Genomic DNA, 19,646 nt, shown 5'->3' with positions numbered 1-19,646 from the left:
ATAGAAGTTGGGGTATATTTTTTGTATTAATATTTACTTTTATTATCGGGTATGCTATATAAGATTGAAAAATACGGCTTACTTTCACTCTTTGGATTTGGTACAATATTTTTTTATTGATTAAATTGACAAATGGTTAAGAAAATTGGCATTGCACTTCTAATTGGGATTATATCCACATATGTCATATTGCTTACTTGCAATAAAATCATTACGAACGCGGCCGAAAACAAGACCTATTGGAATGTTGAAAATGTCCCTAAAAACAGGGTAGGCCTAGTCTTGGGAACGTCCAATAAGTTGGTGGGCGGCGGATCCAACCCCTATTACACCAACAGAATTAAAGCTACCCTTGAACTGTACAGGGCAGGAAAAATAGATTTTGTATTGGTAAGTGGGGACAATGGTTCGTTATATTACAATGAACCCAATGTATTTAAAAAGGACCTCATTAAGGGCGGTATACCCGCAGAGAATATATTCCTGGATTATGCCGGTTTCCGCACTTTGGATTCCATGGTAAGGGCCAAGGCCATTTTTGGATTGGATAATGTAACCGTGATATCCCAAAAGTTCCACAATGAAAGGGCTATATATCTGGCTGAAAAAAAAGGATTGCATGCCATCGGATTTAATGCCGATGGCATCTCATTGCATCAGGGCCTAAAAGTGCAGCTAAGGGAGTATTTTGCACGTGTCAAGGTATTTATCGATCTAGCCCTTAACACCCAACCAAAATTTTTGGGAGAGAAAATTGAAATAAAATGAACAAGCTCGGGGCAATCCCGAGTCATCGGGACAAAGCTCCCGATAGATTCTGTGTCAATAATCAAATAAAGAAATCTATTTTTTAGGTATTTTTGGTCTTGTGAAAGACGGCTATCAATACACATCCCCAACCTCCCGCAAAAAGTGGGACAGGCGCTCTCAAGAGGTCAGACCTTGAACTTTGAACCTGCCTACTGCTCACTGCCCACTCCTGTAAAAAGCGCTCTCCCGAAACCGGGATTAATCTCGATTATCGAGTAATCTTAGCTATATTTACTCCTACTATGTCTATCTAATTATGTCTATCCGGGCTTCCATACAAAATCTGATAAAAAACCTAGGTCCAGGTCTGCTCTTTGCCAGTACGGCCATAGGAACTTCCCATTTAGTGCTGTCCACCAAAGCGGGTGCCCAATACGGATGGATCATGGTACTCCCTATCTTATTGGCCAATATATTTAAATATCCGTTTTTTGAATTTGGGGTCAGATACACCATTATTACCAATAAAACGCTCATAGAAGGTTACCTTAACCGTGGCAAGGCCTATCTGATCTTTTATGCCATTATTACGCTATTCAGCACCTTCACCATTCTGGCCGCACTCTATGTGGTTACTTCCGGATTGCTGATCAATCTTTTCGGATTGACCAATATTCCCATCAGCATTGTTGCTGGTGGACTATTTATTCTAATCTGTATACTCCTCATCGTTGGCCGTTATAAATTTCTGGAAATCTCCCTGAAGTATGTGGTATCCATTTTATTTTTGGCCCTTTTGGTCACAACGATTTTAGTAATCGCCAATGGGAAGGTTACCGCCATAGAAAACTTTGAAACGCCCATCATTTTCAATGAGGTGGGAATCCTTTTTTTAATAGGGTTAATGGGATGGATGCCAACCGCTGTGGAGGCATCCGGGTGGATAAGTCTTTGGAGCATAGAAAAATTTAAAAATTCCAAACAGAAGCCCACTTTAAAAGAGGCCCTTCAGGAATTTAATTTTGGCTATTTTACGACAGCTATCCTGGCCCTCTTTTTTATGGTCATTGGCTGGTTCACCCTCTATGGCACCAACACGGAATTGAGCAATAGTGCCGTTGTTTTTGCAGACCAACTGGTTCAACTGTTTACTGCCAATATCGGATCCTGGGCCTATATTTTGATTGCCATAGCCGCGTTTGCCACTATGTTCAGCACCTGTATCACCGCCCATGATGCCCTTGCCAGGGTAAGCGTGGACATCCTGTCCCTGCTGTTCCCAAAAAAGGAGGCCATTAAAAATAAGGGGTTTACCATTGGGGTTTTGTTACTGGCCATAGTAAATTTTATGGTCATAAGTATTTTTTCAGCCAATATGGGGATCCTTGTTGCCCTGGCCACTTTTGTGTCATTTGTTATGGCTCCGATCATAGGGTACATGAATTTAAAAAACGTTATGGGCCAGGAAATACCTGAGGCGGATAGACCCAACGGAAACCTACGGTTATTGACCTATCTGGGCATCCTCTTTCTTACCCTCTTTTCCATATATTATTGTTGGATGCTGTTTTTTTGATAGAAAGCTCCTATAAAAGGAGTTATTGTAGATCAACCCCAATAACCGTGTGTATTGGAAAAAGACAGAATTTGCTATCCCTAAATCGTGTTCTGTTCATTTTTTGCATCGCCCAAATACAGCGCATTCCTGAATACCAATAAAAAATAGACTATCCGATGAATAAAAAGCAAAACAAGAAGCTTGTGGATTAGTTTCCTTATCCGCAGAATAGGTTTCTATAAGCATAAGCTGGTTCAATGGTTTTTTGTATGTCCAACAATGGCGGGCCCATATTACATCGGAAGGAAGCTACCAATACTATGATGTAAAAAATTCCATAGAAAATAAGACTTAACACCTAAAATTTGTTTTTAACGTTTCAATCCTTAATCTTTGTACAATATGAAGAAGCATCGCAGAATAATGAAATTGATTCGTATAAAAAGAAATACAAGGAACGAGAAGCGTTATAATTCCAAAATGGGAATCCTATACACCCGGGTAACCTATATAAAAGAAGTGGTTTTAGGTATTCCAATCCGAACCCTCCATAAATATAGGGAAACCTACTATGGCGAAATCAAGGATTGTAACGAGTGCAACTTGGCCAAGTAACCTGCCAAGGATATCAATCCCATAATACCCGTTAAAGTGGTTTTGACCAATGAAACGTCCTTAGTATAATAGCTTGTAGTTGAGCACCACTATTAAGGATCGTTCGTTCTTATTGTGCAACATATCCAAGCAAAAAACGCCATTCTTACAGCCATTCAAGAGTTTTTCCTCTCCATAACCTATGGAGTAAAGGATACTCCCTGCCGGAACACCTTGTTGTATGAGATACTTTTTAATGGAATCGGACCTTTTTTGGGATAAGGTAAAATTGGAACTGCCCCCCCCTCTACTATCGGTATGCGATTCTATCCTTAACTGTAATTGGGGAAATCTATCCATTACATCGACAACCTTATCCAATTCCTGGGCAATTTCCGGGGTAATATTGTTCTGTCCCTTTTCAAAATAAAACTTCTTCAGCTTTATAACGGTTTGGTCCTCTTGCTCCTCCACCAAGTCGTCCAAAAGTTTAATGCCCATATTAAAGGCCTTATTCTGTATTTCGTCCAATTCGCTATCTTGATAGGTCTTGGAAAATATGGAATGCCTTTCTTTTGTAGCTTCTACGGTAACGAAATTTTGAAAAGGAATCTCCACACTATAATCCCCATCTTCATTTGTAAACACCTCCTTTAAAAGCTCTCCGTCCTTGCCCATCAATCGGACCTGGGCCTTGGATACCCCATTATTGGAGCCAAGATCAATTACCCTTCCTTTAAGTGCCAGGGTTTTTAATCCCGGCTTTTCCTTAACATTGAACCCATAGATGTCATCATTGCCCTTACCGCCATCCCTATTGGATGAAAAATAACCCAACAGCCCATTGGTATCATTGTTCCCAATAATAAATCCGAAGTCGTCCTTTCCAGAATTTATCCCCTCTCCCAGGTTTATGGGAATACTAAAACCATCATCGGAATTAATATTGGATTTATAGATATCCATTCCTCCCAGCCCATAAAAAATATCGGAAGAAAAATAAAGGCTGTTTTCAAAGATATAAGGGGCTATTTCATTGCCAGGGGTGTTGATCCTTGGACCTAAATTTACCGGAGCGGACATAATAAGCCCATTGTTGGTATACACATAATAAATATCCGTGCCACCATAACCATCCTCAAAATTTGCGGCAAAAAATAATTTTCCAGTACTAGCTTCATAAAAAGGATAATAAAAGGAAGTATCCAAATCCCTTAGTATAAACTGAAATGCCCCACTTTCATCCATCCTTCCCATGGCCAGAGCGTTCTTACCGTTTTCACTAAACTGCAATACCTCCTCATCGGCATTGGAGAGTACATAAAATAAATAATTGAGCTCCTCGGCATAATAAGGCGTTGCCCGATGAAAATTTGTATTGGATATGCCCTTAAAAACTTGGGGCCTTTTTATGTCGCCCTGAGCCTCAATGTTTGATTCGTAAATATTGAGGTACGCCTCTCCCGAAGGACCATAAATCCTTTTGGTACCATCGGGCCTACTACTGGAAAACAATAACTTCCCCTTATAAAAAGCTGGGGAAAAGTCGGCCTGCGGACTATTCCCGCTGATGTTAAAGATCTTAAAATCCAACTCCTCATTCCTATTGGTGGCGATCAGTTCATAGTTAAAATCGGCATTTTCCAATAACTCCGGGGCCAGATCATCTTTCTTTGTGGATAGGTAGGCCTTAACTTTTTCAATTTCGGACGTTTTGGATAAGGCTTGCAGCATTTTATTAAAATGAAAGGAAGACATGGTAGTATCCTTCTGAAAAATGGAAACATAAATTTCTGAAGCCTTTTTATGGTCCCCTATTTTCATATAGGAATCCGCCAGGTTTAAATACTGTGTATTGGAAAGTTTGGACTCCCTCAATTCCTTTTGATATTCTATAATGGCCTTGTTGTAGGAATATTCAAAAAACAATATATCCCCTTTGGACTTTTTTTGCTGGGCAAAAGCATAGGACGACAAAATGATAAAAAATATAGCTACGAAATTAAACTTCATATTCATATATGTTTAAAAAAACCGGGGACTGTCTATCTGTTTCGGCATTCCTTTTTGATCCCTATTATTATTTTCCTTTTTAACCTTGCTGCCTCCCCTACCCAAATAAAACTTCAATATTACCTCATGCGAACCCTGACTGTACTCCCCAAGTCCATTGGTATTATAATCATAGGAATACCCTAGGAACAGGCTATTGGAAATTTGTAATCCGGCCAGACCGCTCAGGGCGTTATCCAATCTATAGGAGGCCCCTAAGGTTACTATGTCGTTAATTAAAAAATTAGTAGACAAATTCAGGTTTAAGGGCGAGCCATTTAAATAGTTCATTAAGAAGGCCGGCTTAAACTTAAGGCCTTCCGAAAAATCGAAAACATACCCCCCAATCAAGTTGAACTGCATTTTATCTTCCACTATTTTGGACACTTCATCCGCATATAGGCCTGAGGTTAAAAAATTGGGTACCGATACCCCCAGGTACCAGTTTGTCTGGTACATAAATACCCCCGCCCCCACAGTGGGGTAAAATTTATTAAAGGCATCCGCATTATTGATCAAGGGCTCATTTGGGTTTTCAAAATCGCCCTTGGTATAATCTACATCCAATAGGGAGCCTCCGGCATCCACCCCAAAGGACAGTTTGGTATCCTCCGTAATATTTACCTGAAAGGAATAGGCCACATCTATATAGGTTTGGGTGGTGGGTCCCAATTGATCGCTTACCACATTAAATCCCAAGCCGTTTTTTTCATTGGCAAAGGGCAGGTTTACGCCGAACCTCAATGTTCTTGGCGAACCTGGAATTCCAGACCATTGTACGCGGTACAATCCTGTAATATCCGGGGTCTCTACGGTACCTACATAGGCGGGGTTAAAACTACCAATATTGTACATATACTGGGTATACTGGGGTTCTTTCTGTGCAAAAAGCATTCCCACTGAAAAAAACAGCAGGCCACAAAACCATAAAATATTTCTATACCCCTTATTGTATATTTTTAAATTCATAGTCTATTTTATCTTATGATTTGGATCCAACCTTTATTGACTTCTGTGCCGTCACCTAGATCCAAGATATAAAAGTAGGTCCCTTTTGGCAGATCCCCATTATTTCCGGTACCCGTCCAAGTATTGTCATAACCATTGGCAGCGAAGACCTCATTCCCATAACGGTCATAAATTTGAAGGTTGTTATTTGGATAATCCTCTATACAGTTAATGCGTAACAAATCGTTTGTTCCATCACCATCAGGAGATATCATATTAAAGAGAAATCCACATTCATTCGATGACCTTGGTGTCACCGTTACCGTAGCCGAAGCCGTATTATTGGTTGCATTGGAATCCTCGGGAAAAGAATCTACAAGGGCCACCACATTCTGATAGCTGCCCTCCTCGGGCACTATGGCAGTGATGGTCAAAGTATTGATCTCCTCTGCCAAAACCTCATCCAATTGCCATACCCCGGCCAATGCATCATACACCCCCTTGGTGGCAACACTGTTTACGTACTGGAAACCTGTTGCCGGACCCACAAGATCGTTCACCGCTATATTGGTCACCATCATCTGACTTAGATTGGTCAAAGTTACCGTAAAAACAACTTCCCTACCTACCAATACGCTTTCCTTATCCACTGTTTTCTCCAGGGCAAGGTCTATCTGGCAGGCCTCAGAAATGGCAGGGATACAAGGATTGGTGTTCGCCGGATCCAATTGATCCACTACCCCGTCATTGTCCGAATCCAAAATATTGGAGTCCAGCGCATCTATTATTCCGTCCTCATCGGTGTCCAACGGACTATCTATATCCGGCCCCACTTCTACTAAATCATCCAAGCCATCGCCATCCGTATCCGCATCGTTGGGATCCAGTCCCAAAGCCATTTCGTCCTGATCTAGGATACCGTCCCCATCGGAATCCACGGTACAGCTAGTGACCGAAATAGTAACCTCCACACTTTCGTCCGGACAAGGGGCCACGGCGGTATTGGTAGTAAAACTAAAGATATAATCCCCATCGGGGACTCCCTCAAAATTCACCATATTGCCCGCAGCAATGGCAATACTTCCCGGTGGGGTGCCCACTATGCTCCATACCCCGCTGTCTCCCCCGCTACGGGTAGAATCCAGGTCAATACTGCTGGAGTCTTCCCCAACCGTACTACAGGCCGTAGTATTGGTGGTAATCCCCGTATCCGGGGATTCGGCCACGGTTACCGTAACCGGTACCCGTTCTGAGAAACAACCATTGGCAAAGGCCTCCACATAATAAGTAGTAGTTACAGTAACGTTAGGTGAAAAGCTACTTCCCTCTTCCAGTGAAACTCCACCCGTTTCCGAATCGTACCAAAACAAACTGCCTCCACCAGATGCCGCTGCGCTTAAGGTTACCATGCCTGGTCCACAAATAGTAAGGTTGGTTGGACTTTCCTCTACCACGGGAGGCTCGTTACGAACCAAAGTAACCTCCAGAGGAGGACTGGTACATCCAGAACCTTCATTGTGCAAGAACCCATAATAGGTGGCAGGATCACTGACAATGTCATATTCTGCCCCAGAATTAAAATCACTACTACTTTTCCAAATTAGCTCAAAACCGGAAGGAATTGCAGTATCGGTATAGGCATCCAAGTCTTGAGAAAAATCTTCACAAAAAATGGTAGGAGTATCATTTATTAGGGGTGCCTCCATACAATTATCGTTATCGGCAATAATTACCGTAGCCGTATTGTTGGGTGCAGAGGCAACATCATACCCTATACCTGAGGTCAATGTCAATATCACAGATTCGGAACCCTCAGCCAAATCATCATCTACTGGTGTGACCGTAATCTGCCCTGTCTGGTCTCCATTGGCTATAGACACGCTTGTTCCAATGGTTGCATAGTCCGTGGTATTGGTTGCATTGGAACCTCCTGCTGAAATTACATAATTCACCTCAATCGCACCTCCTGTGGCGTTGGCCGCCCCAAGGCTAACCGTGAACTGCCCCGAGGCACTGTCCGTCTCCGAGGCAGTAGGTTCGTTAGCGGTTATCGATGCAACATAACTATCGTTATCGGCAATGGTAACAGTCGCGGTATTGTTGGGTGCCGTGGCCACATTGTAGCCTGTGCCAGTAGCGAGGGTAAGCACTACCGTCTCTGGACCCTCAACAAGTTCATCATCCACAGGTGTGACCGTAATTAGCCCTGTCTGCTCACCATCCTCAATTGAAACGCTAGTCCCTATATTGGCATAATCCGTTGTATCGGTCGCATTGGACCCCCCGGTTGCTACCCCAAAATTAACCAAGATAGGGCTTCCTGTAGTATTGATCGTACCGAGGTCGACCGTAAACTGCCCCGTGGCACTGCCTGTCTCAGTAGCAGTAGCATCGGTCGCCGTAATGCTTGCAACATAACTATCATTGTCTGTAATGGTCCCTATTCCCTCTGCCTTGGCAAGCTGTGCAAAACCCGAGGCATTGGTGAGGTTTACAAAAAAGGTTTCGTCTCCTTCCACTAGGACATCCTCATTAATATCGATGGTAATTGTTTCGGTTTGACCATTAAATCCCGAGAGAAAAAAGCTGTTTGAAGCAGCCTCAAAATCCGATCCTGCCAAAGCGGTATTGTCGACCGTAGTATAGGAAACGTTGGTTCCAAAAAGCACAAAGCCGTTTAAGATAACGGTAAAAGTTGCGGTACCATCGCCTTCATTGACCGTTACATCATCAATGGAAACACCAGCTGTATCCTCACTGGCAATATTCACCGTGGCATTGTTGGGCGCGCCCACCGTATATCCTGTACCGTTTTCCAAGGTCACTACTACCGTTTCAGTAGCTGCTTCCGCTAGGTTATCATTAATTGGCGTCAACAAAATCGTATTTGACTGTTGGTTGTTGGCAATGGTCACAGTACCGGACAGCCCTACATAATCATCCCCAGAAGTAGCTGTACCTCCTACCGTATAATTTATCGTGATATCGCCCCCACTACTGTTGGGCATATCAAGGGTCACCGTATACGTACCTGTACCTAAGGGACTCTCCGAGGCAGCGGCGTCCGTTGCGGTTATGCTGGCCGTATAGCTGTCATCGTTCAATATCGTATAGGTCGTAGAGGTAGGCGCAACGATCGAGACATCACCGGTGGCACTGCCAAGGTCAAGGATAATAGTTTCATCGGGCTCCACTACCGCATCCGCCGTTATCGTCAGGCCAAGTGGGATCGCCGTATTGCTATAGGTCCCAACAGGGATGTTTATCGTTGTGCTCGCCAAGGTATAATCAGTGCCCGAGCCTGTGGCCGTACCCCCAGGGGTAAGCGTCACGGAGCTTGCGGCCACAACCGTACCGTTGACCAAAAGGGTCGGGATACCGGTACCCGAGTTCTCCGCACCGGAACCTGTACCCGATGAAAAAGCCACCGTGGCCGCTCCGTCATCGTTCAATATCGTATACGTCGTAGAGGTAGGCGCAACGATCGAGACATCACCGGTGGCACCGCCAAGGTCAAGGACAATAGTTTCATCGGGCTCCACTACCGCATCCGCCGTTATCGTCAGGCCAAGTGGGATAACCGTATTGCTATAGATCCCAACAGGGATGTCTATCGTAGTACTAGCTAGGGTATAGTCCACACCCCCTCCAGCGGCAGTGCCACTTAGGGCAAGCGTCACAGAACTAGGTATTCCGAAGTTACCATCAACCACAAGCGTCGGTATATCGGTACCCGAATTCTCATCGTCCGAACCACTGGCCGCAGAAAACGTTACCGTCTGCCCAAACCCATGAACCCCAACAAGCAAGAAGGTCCCAAAAAGAATGACAAGCTTCGGCCTCAAGGAGGCCAAAAAAACGATAATTATATTGAAAAGGGTATTTATTTTCATAGCCGGTCTTTCATTCAAAGATTTAATTGGGGAACGGCCTTACCATATCCCCAAAACAGGGAATCAATATTAATAAAAAAATAGACCACCATCCTAAGAATCAGGGTTAAATATACATTTATCGGATGAACGGCAATAAACTAAAGTCGGCCCGTTTAAGAAAGCTCCGCAGACCTAGTTTCGGCGACAGGGTGGATTTTTTTCACCAGGCCCTGAAGCACTTTCCCCGGTCCTACTTCCGTAAACAAAGTGGCCCCGTCCGCTACCATCTGCTGCACGCTTTGGGTCCATTTTACTGGGGCCGTCAATTGGGCAATTAAATTTGTCTTTATGGCCTCCGGATCCGTAACCGCGGTAGTGGTCACATTTTGGTATATGGCACAGCTTGGGGTTTTAAAAACCGTACTTTCTATGGCCGCTGCCAATTCCTCCCTAGCCGGCTCCATTAAAGGGGAATGGAAGGCCCCGCCCACCGGCAGTACCAAGGCCCTTCTGGCTCCGGCCTCCTTCAACTTTTCACAGGCGATATTTATAGCCCCCACTTCCCCGGAGATGACCAATTGTCCCGGGCAATTATAATTGGCAGGTACTACAATACCCTGTACTTCCGCACATATTTTCTCCACAATGGCATCATCCAGCCCCAATACCGCCGCCATGGTGCTTGGCTGTATTTCACAGGCCTTTTGCATGGCCATTGCCCTCTGGAACACCAATTTCAACCCATCTTCAAAGTCCAACGCCCCATTGGCCACCAATGCGGAAAATTCGCCCAAAGAATGTCCCGCTACCATATCCGGCCTAAAGCTGGACCCCATCACCTTGCCCATGACCACCGAATGCAAAAAGATGGCCGGCTGAGTAACCTTGGTCTCCTTTAGGTCCTCCGCAGTACCTTCAAACATAAGGTCTGTAATGGAAAAGCCTAAAATTTCATTGGCAGTTTCGAACATTTTTTGCGCATAGGGATATTTTTCATAAAGATCCAATCCCATTCCTACAAATTGCGCTCCCTGTCCAGGAAAAATATATGCGTTCATATGTTTATTTTTAACTATTTTATATAGGGGCAAAAATAAGATTATTTGATTAGGAATGCATGATTTAATGTCCATTTGGATTTCCCAACATACATTCCGATTTTCAGACCTCACCCGGAACTGTCCAAAAAGACAGTTCCGACCCTGCCTACCGGCAAAGGCAGGCCCGTCCGTACCGTTCTGGCGGATCGGAAATCCTTTCTAAAAGCCTACAGACCTAAAACGTAATCCTTGAAGCATCTTTAAATATAAAAAAATCATTCCTTGAACCAACTGGAATATTTTACATAATTATTGGCTATGCGCTCTACCTCCCCGATACTGAGTTCAGTGCTGACATCCTTAATCTTTTTTGCCGGCATCCCCGCAAAAACAGTACCTGAAGGTACATGGGTTCCCTTGGTGAGCACCGCACCTGCCGCAATGATACTATTGCTTTCCACCACACAATCGTCCATGACGATACTGCCCATACCTATTAGGACATTGTCATGAATGGTACAGCCGTGGACAATGGCGTTGTGACCTATGGATACATTGTTGCCAATAGTGGTGGGCGACTTTAAATAGGTGCAATGGATAACGGCACCGTCCTGTACGTTTACCTTGTTGCCCATTTTTATATAATGTACGTCCCCTCTTAATACCGCATTGAACCAGATACTACATTGGTTTCCCATGCTTACCTCCCCTACTATGGTGGCATTCTCCGCAATATAACAATCCTCTCCTATTTGGGGCGATTTCCCATTTATCGTTTTTATCATCTCAATTAGTTTGTTTATGGTTTCTTGTTTTCCACTGTTCACTGATTACTGATTACTGATTAATGATTACTGCCTACTAAGGTCTCGACTCCGCTCGACCGGACATAAACAGCACTATTGCCATTGGCTACTGGCTATTGGCCTTTGCCTTCTTTTTTCTTTTTTCAACTCATGGCTATTGGCTTCTGGCCATTGGCTATTGGCTTTAGGCCACGGGCTAACTAAGGTCTCGACTCCGCTCGACCAGACATAAACAGCACTATTGCCATTGGCTTTTGGCTTTTGCCTGCCACTGCTCACTGTTTACCGTTTACTGCTTCCCATCCTATTCAAAATAGGACAGCAGATCCTTCTTTCTCGAAGCAGAGACCATTAGCTCCTTGCCATTGGAAATCACCACACTGCCCCCTTTTCCCCTTTTATATTTTACCACTTCGTTAAGGTTTACGAGGTACGACTTATGAATTCGGGCAAAGGAATAATCTTCTAAAGCCTCCTCAAAATATTTTAAGGTTTTGCTCACCAGAATTTTTTGCTTCTCCAAATATATTTCAGTGTAGTTGTCATCGGCCTTGCAATACAAAATATCGGCTACATCCAGCACCTGAAAACCATCTTGTTGCGGCAGGGTTATTTTTCCCTCCACCTTATTGAATTTAGGCGTTAGCACCCGGTCCCCAATGGCCCTCTCCTTCTGACGTATTTCCGTTACATAATCTACTGCCTTTATGAGCTCATCTATGCTAATGGGCTTCATTAAATAATAGGCGGCATGGGCGTTAAGGGCATCCATGGCGTACTGGTTGTAGGCCGTGACAAATACGATCTCAAAATTACGGTCCGGCAGCCGATCCAACAAATCAAAAGCATTGCCATAGGGCATTTCCACATCCAGGAATACCACATCAAGGTCGTTGCCTTCTACTAAGGCCAGTCCATCCTTAATGGTTGCCGCTTCGCCTTTTAGATTAACAGTGGGACAATATTTGGCCAGATAATTACGTAAAATTTCCCTACTATTGGCCTCGTCTTCAACGATTATAGCGTTTAGCTTCATCTTTTATATATCTTTTTTGGAGGAATACTCAAATCCGTTAAACCAAAGACCCCAACATTCCCATCCTTGATCAATCCCTTTTTATTGTAAACAGCACTTTGGTACCGGAACCATTGGTTTCCAGATCGGAAATAAGAACAGCTACCTTATCCTTATACATATCGTTCAATATTTCTATTCTCTTTTTGATGTTGCCCATCCCCTTCGATTTTTGTTTCTTCTGATTTTGGGTCTTTAGGGCGGCCGATTTTTTTCTGCCAATACCATTGTCCGTTATGGAAATTTCCAAGGCAAACTTATCTTTTTGTTTCAGTTCAATTTTTAAAAAACCCTTGTCCTCCCTATATCTAAGGCCGTGCCAGATGGCATTTTCAATATAAGGTTGCAACAACATGGGCGGAATTTGAAAAGCATCAATATCAATTCCTTCGTCCACTAGTATTAGGTAGTCGAATTTATCCGAAAAACGTGAATGCTCCAACTTGGTGTAGAGTTCCAACAATTCCAGCTCCTTGGACAGCGGAATAAAATCCTCATCGGAATTTTCCAATACGGCCCGCATCAGGGTTGAAAAATCGCTCAAATACCTATTTGCACTTCTTTCATCGCTTTTTGCAATAAAATTATTGACCGAGTTAAGGGCATTGAAGATAAAATGGGGGTTCATTTGCGACCTTAGGGATCTGAGGGCCAATAAATTATTGGCCAACTTTTGTTGCTTATTGCTCCTGTAAAAGAAGTAGGCCGCCAATCCCATCAATAACATTCCAAAAATCAGGGAATAAATAATCCAATTTTGCCGTTTAATACTTTCGGCCACCAATTTCTGCTCGGTCAGTGCCAGGCTGTATTTACTTTGATTGAGCTCCCGCTCCTGTTCAAGACCGGATATTCTACTTTGCTTAGCGGCCAGTTCCCTATTAAATCTGGCCGCCCTGGCTATTTCCTGTTCCTTTCTTACATATAGGGTATCTACCACGGCCACATACTCCTGATAGGTCTCCAAGGCTTTGGTGTAATCGCCCTTATATTTATATACTTCCGATAATTTTCGGGTGGCATCCTTACGGACCAACAAATCATCGTCAACATCCGCATCCTTTATGCTCTCTTCCAAATAAGGTATGGCCTCATCATACTTGTCCTGGGCAATATAGGCATTAGCGATTTTATAATTTATCCTTTGTGCCGATATGGAATCGCTTTCCATGGACAAGCCATCTGTCGCCTCGTTTTTGGGAATTTTCCTTAAATCCTCCAAACTCTTTTTTCGCAATTGGATTTCTTGACCAAATTGATTTTTTTGATTGTAAAAATCGGCCACTTTCTCTTTTTCCTGAACCGAACGTTGTGGTGCCTGTCCGGAAGAAAGCTCCAATGAATTATTAAAATAGGCATTTGCTTCCTGAAGGCGATTGTCCTTTGCATAGGCAGTGGCTATTTTGGAATTTAGATCGATGGTCTTTGGGGCTATCTGGTTCTTATCGGCTATTTTAAGCCCCTCGCTATAGAATGCCACGGCTTTGTCCACATCTCCCGATCCAACATAAGCATCTCCCAGGATCTCGTACAGCTCCACCCTTTGAAATGGTACCATTTTAGTTACTTTCTCCAACGGTGACAACAACTTCCCGGCTTCTTCATACTCCTTGTTCAGGACATAGGTCTTGCCAAGTAACAGTGACGTTTTTAATGTCTTGTTGGCCTCCAAGGCATCCTTGTAACTGGAGATGGCCAAATCGTACTGCTTGTGATATTGGTATACCTCGCCCAGGGTGGTATATGCTATTGCCAACTGTTCCTTATTACTCCCCATCCCCAATTGGGCAAGGGATTGTGTAATAAAATCGATGCTTTTTCGAATGTTGCTCTTTTTGTAATAATTGGCAGAATCGATATAACTATGGTACAAAGAAGCAGATCCCCCTCTTTTACTTGCTTTACTTATACCCATACGCTCCTTTTCTCCGGCCACTACCAAGATCTCCAAATCTTCCTTGCTGGTTACTTTATGGCGTACGGTTTCCATGGCGGGACCCTCAAGGACAAGTTCCTGCCCCAGGGCTACCTTTATTTTAAATTCCCCCTTTGCATTTGTCAATGTGTATTCGCCACTATTGGTCGACACCGCCACTCCGGCCAGGCCTTGATTACTTTCCTTTTCCCTGACCACCCCCTGAAGTTCAAAATCGGACCCGGTCTGCGATATTTGGGAATGCCCCGTTGCCACACCCAACACAAAGATGAAACATATATAAAAAAATCTGGCCATATCCTTTGGATCAATAGGATAAACTTAACTGATTTTAACCATATTAAAAAATGCCCTTTTCCTGTAATTGGTACCGTTTTTAAACATAAAATAAGTTTAGCGAACCCAAAACTCCCGTTGCCTCACTCAAATTGCCCATTTACTCATTGCTTATTTTTTTAGAAAAATGTTGCCCTTACTTTTAACCCAATGATATCATCGATTAATATCAAAAACTTAAAATAACGTGAGTTCAACTGACATTTAATTGTCAATGAGTTGTTTATGATAATTTTGTCCGGTCGAGCGCAGTCGAGACCTCAATTTAAAAGCGTTATAATACAATAACCTCTCGACTCCGCTCGAGGAGACAAAAGCATTAATTCAAATAATTGATTATCAATTATTTGAAATTTATCCTAAATCGAACTCACATTAAAAAAACAAGTTGGAATTAATGTTTAACTAAAATAAGGTACCAATGAAAAATGTAAAACAGCTATTAGTTATAGGGACCATTGCCCTAGGAATGGGCCAAAGTTTTGGCAACAACCCCAATATTGGGTCTACTTTAATGGATCCTTTTATGGCCGAAATGACCATGAAAGTTTCCAAGCCTGGCAATAATACCGTCAAGATTGCCCTCTTGCTGGATACCAGTAATAGCATGGACGGACTAATTAATCAGGCGAAAGCCCAATTATGGGATATTGTAAACAAATTTACCCATGCCAAATGTGGAAACGATGGCAGGCCCCAGTTACAGATTGCCCTCTACCAATACGGAAACGATAATCTGGCCTCAAGGGAAGGTTATATTCAACAGGTCTTGGGTTTTAGCAGTGATCTGGATGAAATTTCAGAAAAACTATTCTCCCTGTCCACCAATGGAGGGGAAGAATATTGCGGACAGGTAATACAGACTTCCTTGAGCCAATTGGACTGGGGAAAAAATCCCGACCAGCTAAAGATGATCTTTATTGCCGGCAATGAACCTTTTACCCAGGGAAAATTAAATTATAGGGATGCAGTTGCCAATGCCAAGGAAAAGGACGTTGTTGTAAATACCATTTTTTGCGGTGCCTACGAGCAGGGCATCAATACGGAATGGAAAAATGGGGCGCAATTAACGGGTGGGGAATATATGGCCATCGACCATAACCGTGAAGTGGTACATATAGCTACCCCCTACGATGATGTGATCATAAGGTTAAATGCCAAATTGAACAATACCTATATTTCCTACGGGGCATTAGGGGCTGCAAAAATACGACAGCAAAGTGACCAGGACAGCAATGCTATGGAAATGGAGGAAGCCGTTGCGGTTAAAAGGGCGGTAAGCAAGTCGTCCCGACTCTACACTAACTCCTCTTGGGACTTGGTGGATGCCTCCAAAGCCGAAGATTTTGACATAGATAAAATAAAAAAGGAGCAATTGCCCACGGATTTAAGGGAAAAATCCAAGGCCGAAATTACCTCCTTCATAGCAGCCAAAAAAAGGGAACGCAGCGATATCCAAAAAGAAATTCAAGACCTCGACCAAAAAAGGGAGGCCTATATAGCCTCTCAGAAAAAGGACAATGACAAGGGGGAATTGGAGAATGCGATGATCTCCGCCATCCAAAAACAGGCGGCCAAGAAGAACTATCGTTGGGAGTAACCAAACTACCCAGCAATGAAATCACATATTTACCTTCAAAGGCAGGCCTGACTGACCGCATAGGCAGGGGTTTTGAAATGGAATGAGTGATAAGTTGGCAGTAAACAGTGGGCAGTGTGACAAAGAACGGATCTCACTGCCTATTGCTTAGTGAGGTCTCGACTCCGCTCGACCCGACATAACAGTACTATTGCCATTGGCTATTGGCTTTAGCCTCACCCCTAAGGTCCCCTCAAGGGGGCAATACCTCCTATTAACCAACATAATCAGGACTAGGCCAATCCACTGCTTACTTTTCACTGCTTACTGTTCACTGCTTACTGCTTACTGAGGTCTCTCCCGATAACCATCGGGGTTCGGTACGGGCGGGCGCTCGACCCGACAGACCAGTACTATTGGCTATTGACCATTGCCTTCTTTTCTCTTTTCTCTTTTTTCAACGCTTGGCTACGGGCTATTGGCTCATGGCTTTTGGCTTTTGGCTTTTGAAACACAGGTCAAAGGATCAATAATTGACCGCAGGACATTTGCAGTCGTATCTTTTCTCGGTCTGGCCAAAATCGTACCCCAAGGTAATTTGATGAAACCCTCCGTTGTCAAATCTAATATCCCCCATCTGATAGGAATAGTTATAAGAGACCAGAAAATTTTTGTAATTCACCCCTACAATAGGAGTAATAAGCTGTAAACGCTGTTCCCCAAAATCATTGGCGGTTTGGTATTGTGCCCCATCAAAACTTCTTCTGTACGACAGCCCGCCCCAAACCGTTCCAAAATCCACGCTCTTATAGACCTTGGCATTGATATCGATAGCCTTTTCTTTGGTAAACTCGGTGAACTGAAAAAGTACGGAAGGCTCTACCTGCCATTCGCTCCTTCCAAACACATAGCCCGAGGATATTAAATATTTTCTTAAGTTATTGGACTCAATGGCCGAATATAGGTCCCTACCCCTTCCCATTAAATTGTGAACTGCCGCGTGGGCGTAGAATTCCATAAAATTATAGGACATTCCCAAATCCATATTAAAATAGCCAACACTATTCCTGGAACCCGTAACTATAGGATCCGGAATTACGGAAACAAACTCCGACTCGTCCAAATTACTTTGCTGGATACCCGCACTGAGGCCAAAAGAAAGTTGGTTCAGGTTTCTATAATCCCCTCCCAATCTCAAATGATGCGCATAGGTAAGTTTAAGTCCCGTTTGGGAATGGTACCCATTGGCGTCATTAAATACGATAGCTCCAAAACCACTACTTTCCCCGACCCTAAAATGGGCGTTCAACGTCTGCATATTGGGAGCTTCGTCCACACTGAACCATTGCTGCCTAATAGTTGCCCTAATTTTTCCTCCCTCACCTATTCCGGCCATAGAGGGGTATACCAAATAGTAATTATCCGCCAAATAGTCAAAATACACAGGAACGCCTTCTTGGGCAAGGGACTGATAGCCAATCATAAAAACAGACAGTAAAGCCAATAAATGTTGTTTCATCTAAGGTTGGGAGTGTATTAATGACATTGTCCAAATATAAAACATAACGGTTGAAATACTACATTATTATATATGCCATAACCAAGGGACTGTCCAAGTTTTATCCTTAGATTTTCATCTATGCGCCGGCTGGCTCCTTCGCTAAAAATGTCTGCCAGAAATTTTTTTTACGCTCGGCCCTGTCTTTTCCCGCCATACATCAGCTATTCTTCGGTCCGTAGCTATGGCTATGATCCCGATAGCTATCGGGATCAAAATACCTTCCTCCAACAAAAACCTGCCTGCCGGCAGGCAGGAATACACTATAAAATATTCCAAAAAACAACATTTGGACAGTCCCTAAGAAAAACCTTCGTACTTTTGTAAAAAATATTTAAATGGAGGAGTTTATAATTACCGTGGTGCCCACGAAGAATCCGGCAATACTGAAATTTGAAACCAATCATTTCATAACAAAGAACAGCAATTACGAATTTAAAAACATAGACGAGGCCAAAAATTCGCCTTTGGCCCAGCAATTATTTTATCTGCCTTTTATCAAAACTGTTTATATCTCGGGCAACTTTATAGGCTTGGAGCGCTATGATATTGTGGAATGGGACGATGTTAAGGATAGTGTCGCGCAACAGTTGGTGGATTACCTTAATGCCGGCGAGCCTGTTGTTAAGGAAGAGGAAAACCCAAAAAAGGTGGCCGTAACGGTATATGCCGAAGTTACCCCCAATCCGTCCGTAATGAAATTCGTGACCAACAAAAGAATTGTACCTACAACTTTTGAATTCAAGAATATAGACGAGGCCAAGGATTCGGAGTTGGCCAAACAACTGTTTATGCTGCCTTTTGTAAAAGAGGTGTTTTTTGATGTAAATTATGTTTCCATAAACAAATACGATGTTGCGGAATGGGAGGATATTACGTTGGAGCTTCGCGAGAAAATCAGGGATTTTATTGCAGATGGCAAGGAAGTGGTATCGGCCAGGAGTCTTCAAAAACAAAAAACGACTTCCCCTACGGCCCAATTGGAAGACACCGATTTGGACGACATTTCCAAACAGATCATTGATATTTTGGAAGAGTATGTAAAACCCGCCGTAGCCAGTGATGGAGGCAATATTCTATTTAAGTCCTATGAAGGGGACACAAAGACCGTCAATGTTATTCTGCAAGGGGCCTGTAGCGGTTGCCCCTCGTCTACCTATACCCTAAAAAATGGTATTGAGACCATGCTCAAAAACATGATGGGCGATATGGTCCATGAAGTAGTTGCCTTAAATGGTTGATTTTCAATATAAAATCTACTAATTGTAGCTTTAATTTGTTAACTTTAAGAGAATCTAAAATTAAATATTATGGCTATCTTAAAAGTTATCGAAGTTCTGGCAAATTCTGAAAAAGGATGGGAGGATGCCGCAAAAAATGCGGTAGAACAGGCTTCCAAAACAGTAAAAAACATCCGTTCCGTATATATTAAAGAGCAAAGCGCAACGGTCAAGGATGGTAAATTGACAGATTATCGTGTAAATGTTAAAATCACTTTTGAAGTGAATTAATTTTTTTCTTATTGCCATCAACAAGCGC

15 protein-coding genes are annotated in these 19,646 nt (G+C 43.1%); 6 read left to right on the top strand and 9 right to left on the bottom strand.

The genetic code is table 11. The features are described 5' to 3' along the window. The first annotated feature begins 132 nt into the window (after positions 1-132). From D0S24_RS03915 to D0S24_RS03905, 3 genes are all read left to right on the top strand, one after another. Positions 133-768, top strand: a complete 636-nt coding sequence (locus D0S24_RS03915) for a vancomycin high temperature exclusion protein (protein WP_117018507.1) — start codon at positions 133-135, stop codon at positions 766-768. A 298-nt stretch (positions 769-1,066) separates the two neighbouring features. Continuing rightward, the gene (locus tag D0S24_RS03910; RefSeq protein WP_117018506.1) at positions 1,067-2,326 is read left to right on the top strand and encodes an NRAMP family divalent metal transporter; all 1,260 of its coding nucleotides are present in this window, start codon (positions 1,067-1,069) and stop codon (positions 2,324-2,326) included. Between the two features lie 405 nt (positions 2,327-2,731). Further along, positions 2,732-2,923 (top strand): hypothetical protein, encoded by a 192-nt coding sequence (locus tag D0S24_RS03905; RefSeq protein WP_117018505.1) that lies wholly within the window; start codon positions 2,732-2,734, stop codon positions 2,921-2,923. Positions 2,924-2,983: 60 nt separating this feature from the next. Here the strand turns inward: D0S24_RS03905 and D0S24_RS03900 are convergent, their stop codons facing one another. The 7 genes from D0S24_RS03900 to D0S24_RS03865 form a co-directional block, all read right to left on the bottom strand. Beyond that, the gene (locus D0S24_RS03900; protein ID WP_117018504.1) at positions 2,984-4,915 is read right to left on the bottom strand and encodes an OmpA family protein; all 1,932 of its coding nucleotides are present in this window, start codon (positions 4,913-4,915) and stop codon (positions 2,984-2,986) included. 12 nt (positions 4,916-4,927) lie between these two features. Next, positions 4,928-5,923, bottom strand: a complete 996-nt coding sequence (locus D0S24_RS03895) for a type IX secretion system membrane protein PorP/SprF (RefSeq protein WP_117018503.1) — start codon at positions 5,921-5,923, stop codon at positions 4,928-4,930. A gap of 8 nt (positions 5,924-5,931) precedes the next feature. Then, positions 5,932-9,795, bottom strand: coding sequence for a Calx-beta domain-containing protein (locus D0S24_RS03890; RefSeq protein ID WP_117018502.1), 3,864 nt, complete (start codon positions 9,793-9,795; stop codon positions 5,932-5,934). Positions 9,796-9,950: 155 nt separating this feature from the next. Further along, entirely contained in the window at positions 9,951-10,835 is an 885-nt protein-coding gene (gene fabD / locus D0S24_RS03885; RefSeq protein ID WP_117018501.1) for an ACP S-malonyltransferase, read from the bottom strand. A 257-nt stretch (positions 10,836-11,092) separates the two neighbouring features. Then, positions 11,093-11,602: a gamma carbonic anhydrase family protein gene (locus D0S24_RS03880; protein WP_117018600.1), complete on the bottom strand. Its 510-nt coding sequence runs from the start codon at positions 11,600-11,602 to the stop codon at positions 11,093-11,095. Between the two features lie 325 nt (positions 11,603-11,927). After that, on the bottom strand, positions 11,928-12,659 hold the full coding sequence (locus D0S24_RS03870) for a LytTR family DNA-binding domain-containing protein (RefSeq protein ID WP_117018499.1): 732 nt from the start codon (positions 12,657-12,659) through the stop codon (positions 11,928-11,930). Between the two features lie 70 nt (positions 12,660-12,729). Further along, on the bottom strand, positions 12,730-14,931 hold the full coding sequence (locus D0S24_RS03865) for a tetratricopeptide repeat protein (protein ID WP_117018498.1): 2,202 nt from the start codon (positions 14,929-14,931) through the stop codon (positions 12,730-12,732). A gap of 460 nt (positions 14,932-15,391) precedes the next feature. On the opposite strand from D0S24_RS03865, the gene D0S24_RS03860 reads away from it, so the two are divergent. Further along, positions 15,392-16,570, top strand: a complete 1,179-nt coding sequence (locus tag D0S24_RS03860; protein ID WP_117018497.1) for a VWA domain-containing protein — start codon at positions 15,392-15,394, stop codon at positions 16,568-16,570. A gap of 505 nt (positions 16,571-17,075) precedes the next feature. Here the strand turns inward: D0S24_RS03860 and D0S24_RS03855 are convergent. Together D0S24_RS03855 and D0S24_RS21010 are read right to left on the bottom strand one after the other, a co-directional pair. Continuing rightward, positions 17,076-18,068 (bottom strand): type IX secretion system membrane protein PorP/SprF, encoded by a 993-nt coding sequence (locus D0S24_RS03855; RefSeq protein ID WP_117018496.1) that lies wholly within the window; start codon positions 18,066-18,068, stop codon positions 17,076-17,078. Between the two features lie 141 nt (positions 18,069-18,209). Continuing rightward, positions 18,210-18,386: a hypothetical protein gene (locus D0S24_RS21010; RefSeq protein ID WP_181938019.1), complete on the bottom strand. Its 177-nt coding sequence runs from the start codon at positions 18,384-18,386 to the stop codon at positions 18,210-18,212. A gap of 59 nt (positions 18,387-18,445) precedes the next feature. Here D0S24_RS21010 and D0S24_RS03850 point away from each other — a divergent pair, with 59 nt between their 5' ends. Further along, positions 18,446-19,348, top strand: coding sequence for a NifU family protein (locus tag D0S24_RS03850; RefSeq protein ID WP_117018495.1), 903 nt, complete (start codon positions 18,446-18,448; stop codon positions 19,346-19,348). 69 nt (positions 19,349-19,417) lie between these two features. Next, entirely contained in the window at positions 19,418-19,618 is a 201-nt protein-coding gene (locus tag D0S24_RS03845; RefSeq protein ID WP_117018494.1) for a dodecin family protein, read from the top strand. Positions 19,619-19,646: the final 28 nt, after the last annotated feature.

It is taken from the genome of Arenibacter sp. P308M17, assembly GCF_003426735.1.
Lineage (GTDB): Bacteria > Bacteroidota > Bacteroidia > Flavobacteriales > Flavobacteriaceae > Arenibacter.
The sequence above is the reverse complement of the archived record's forward strand: the minus strand, read 5'-3'. Positions and strand labels throughout refer to the sequence as shown.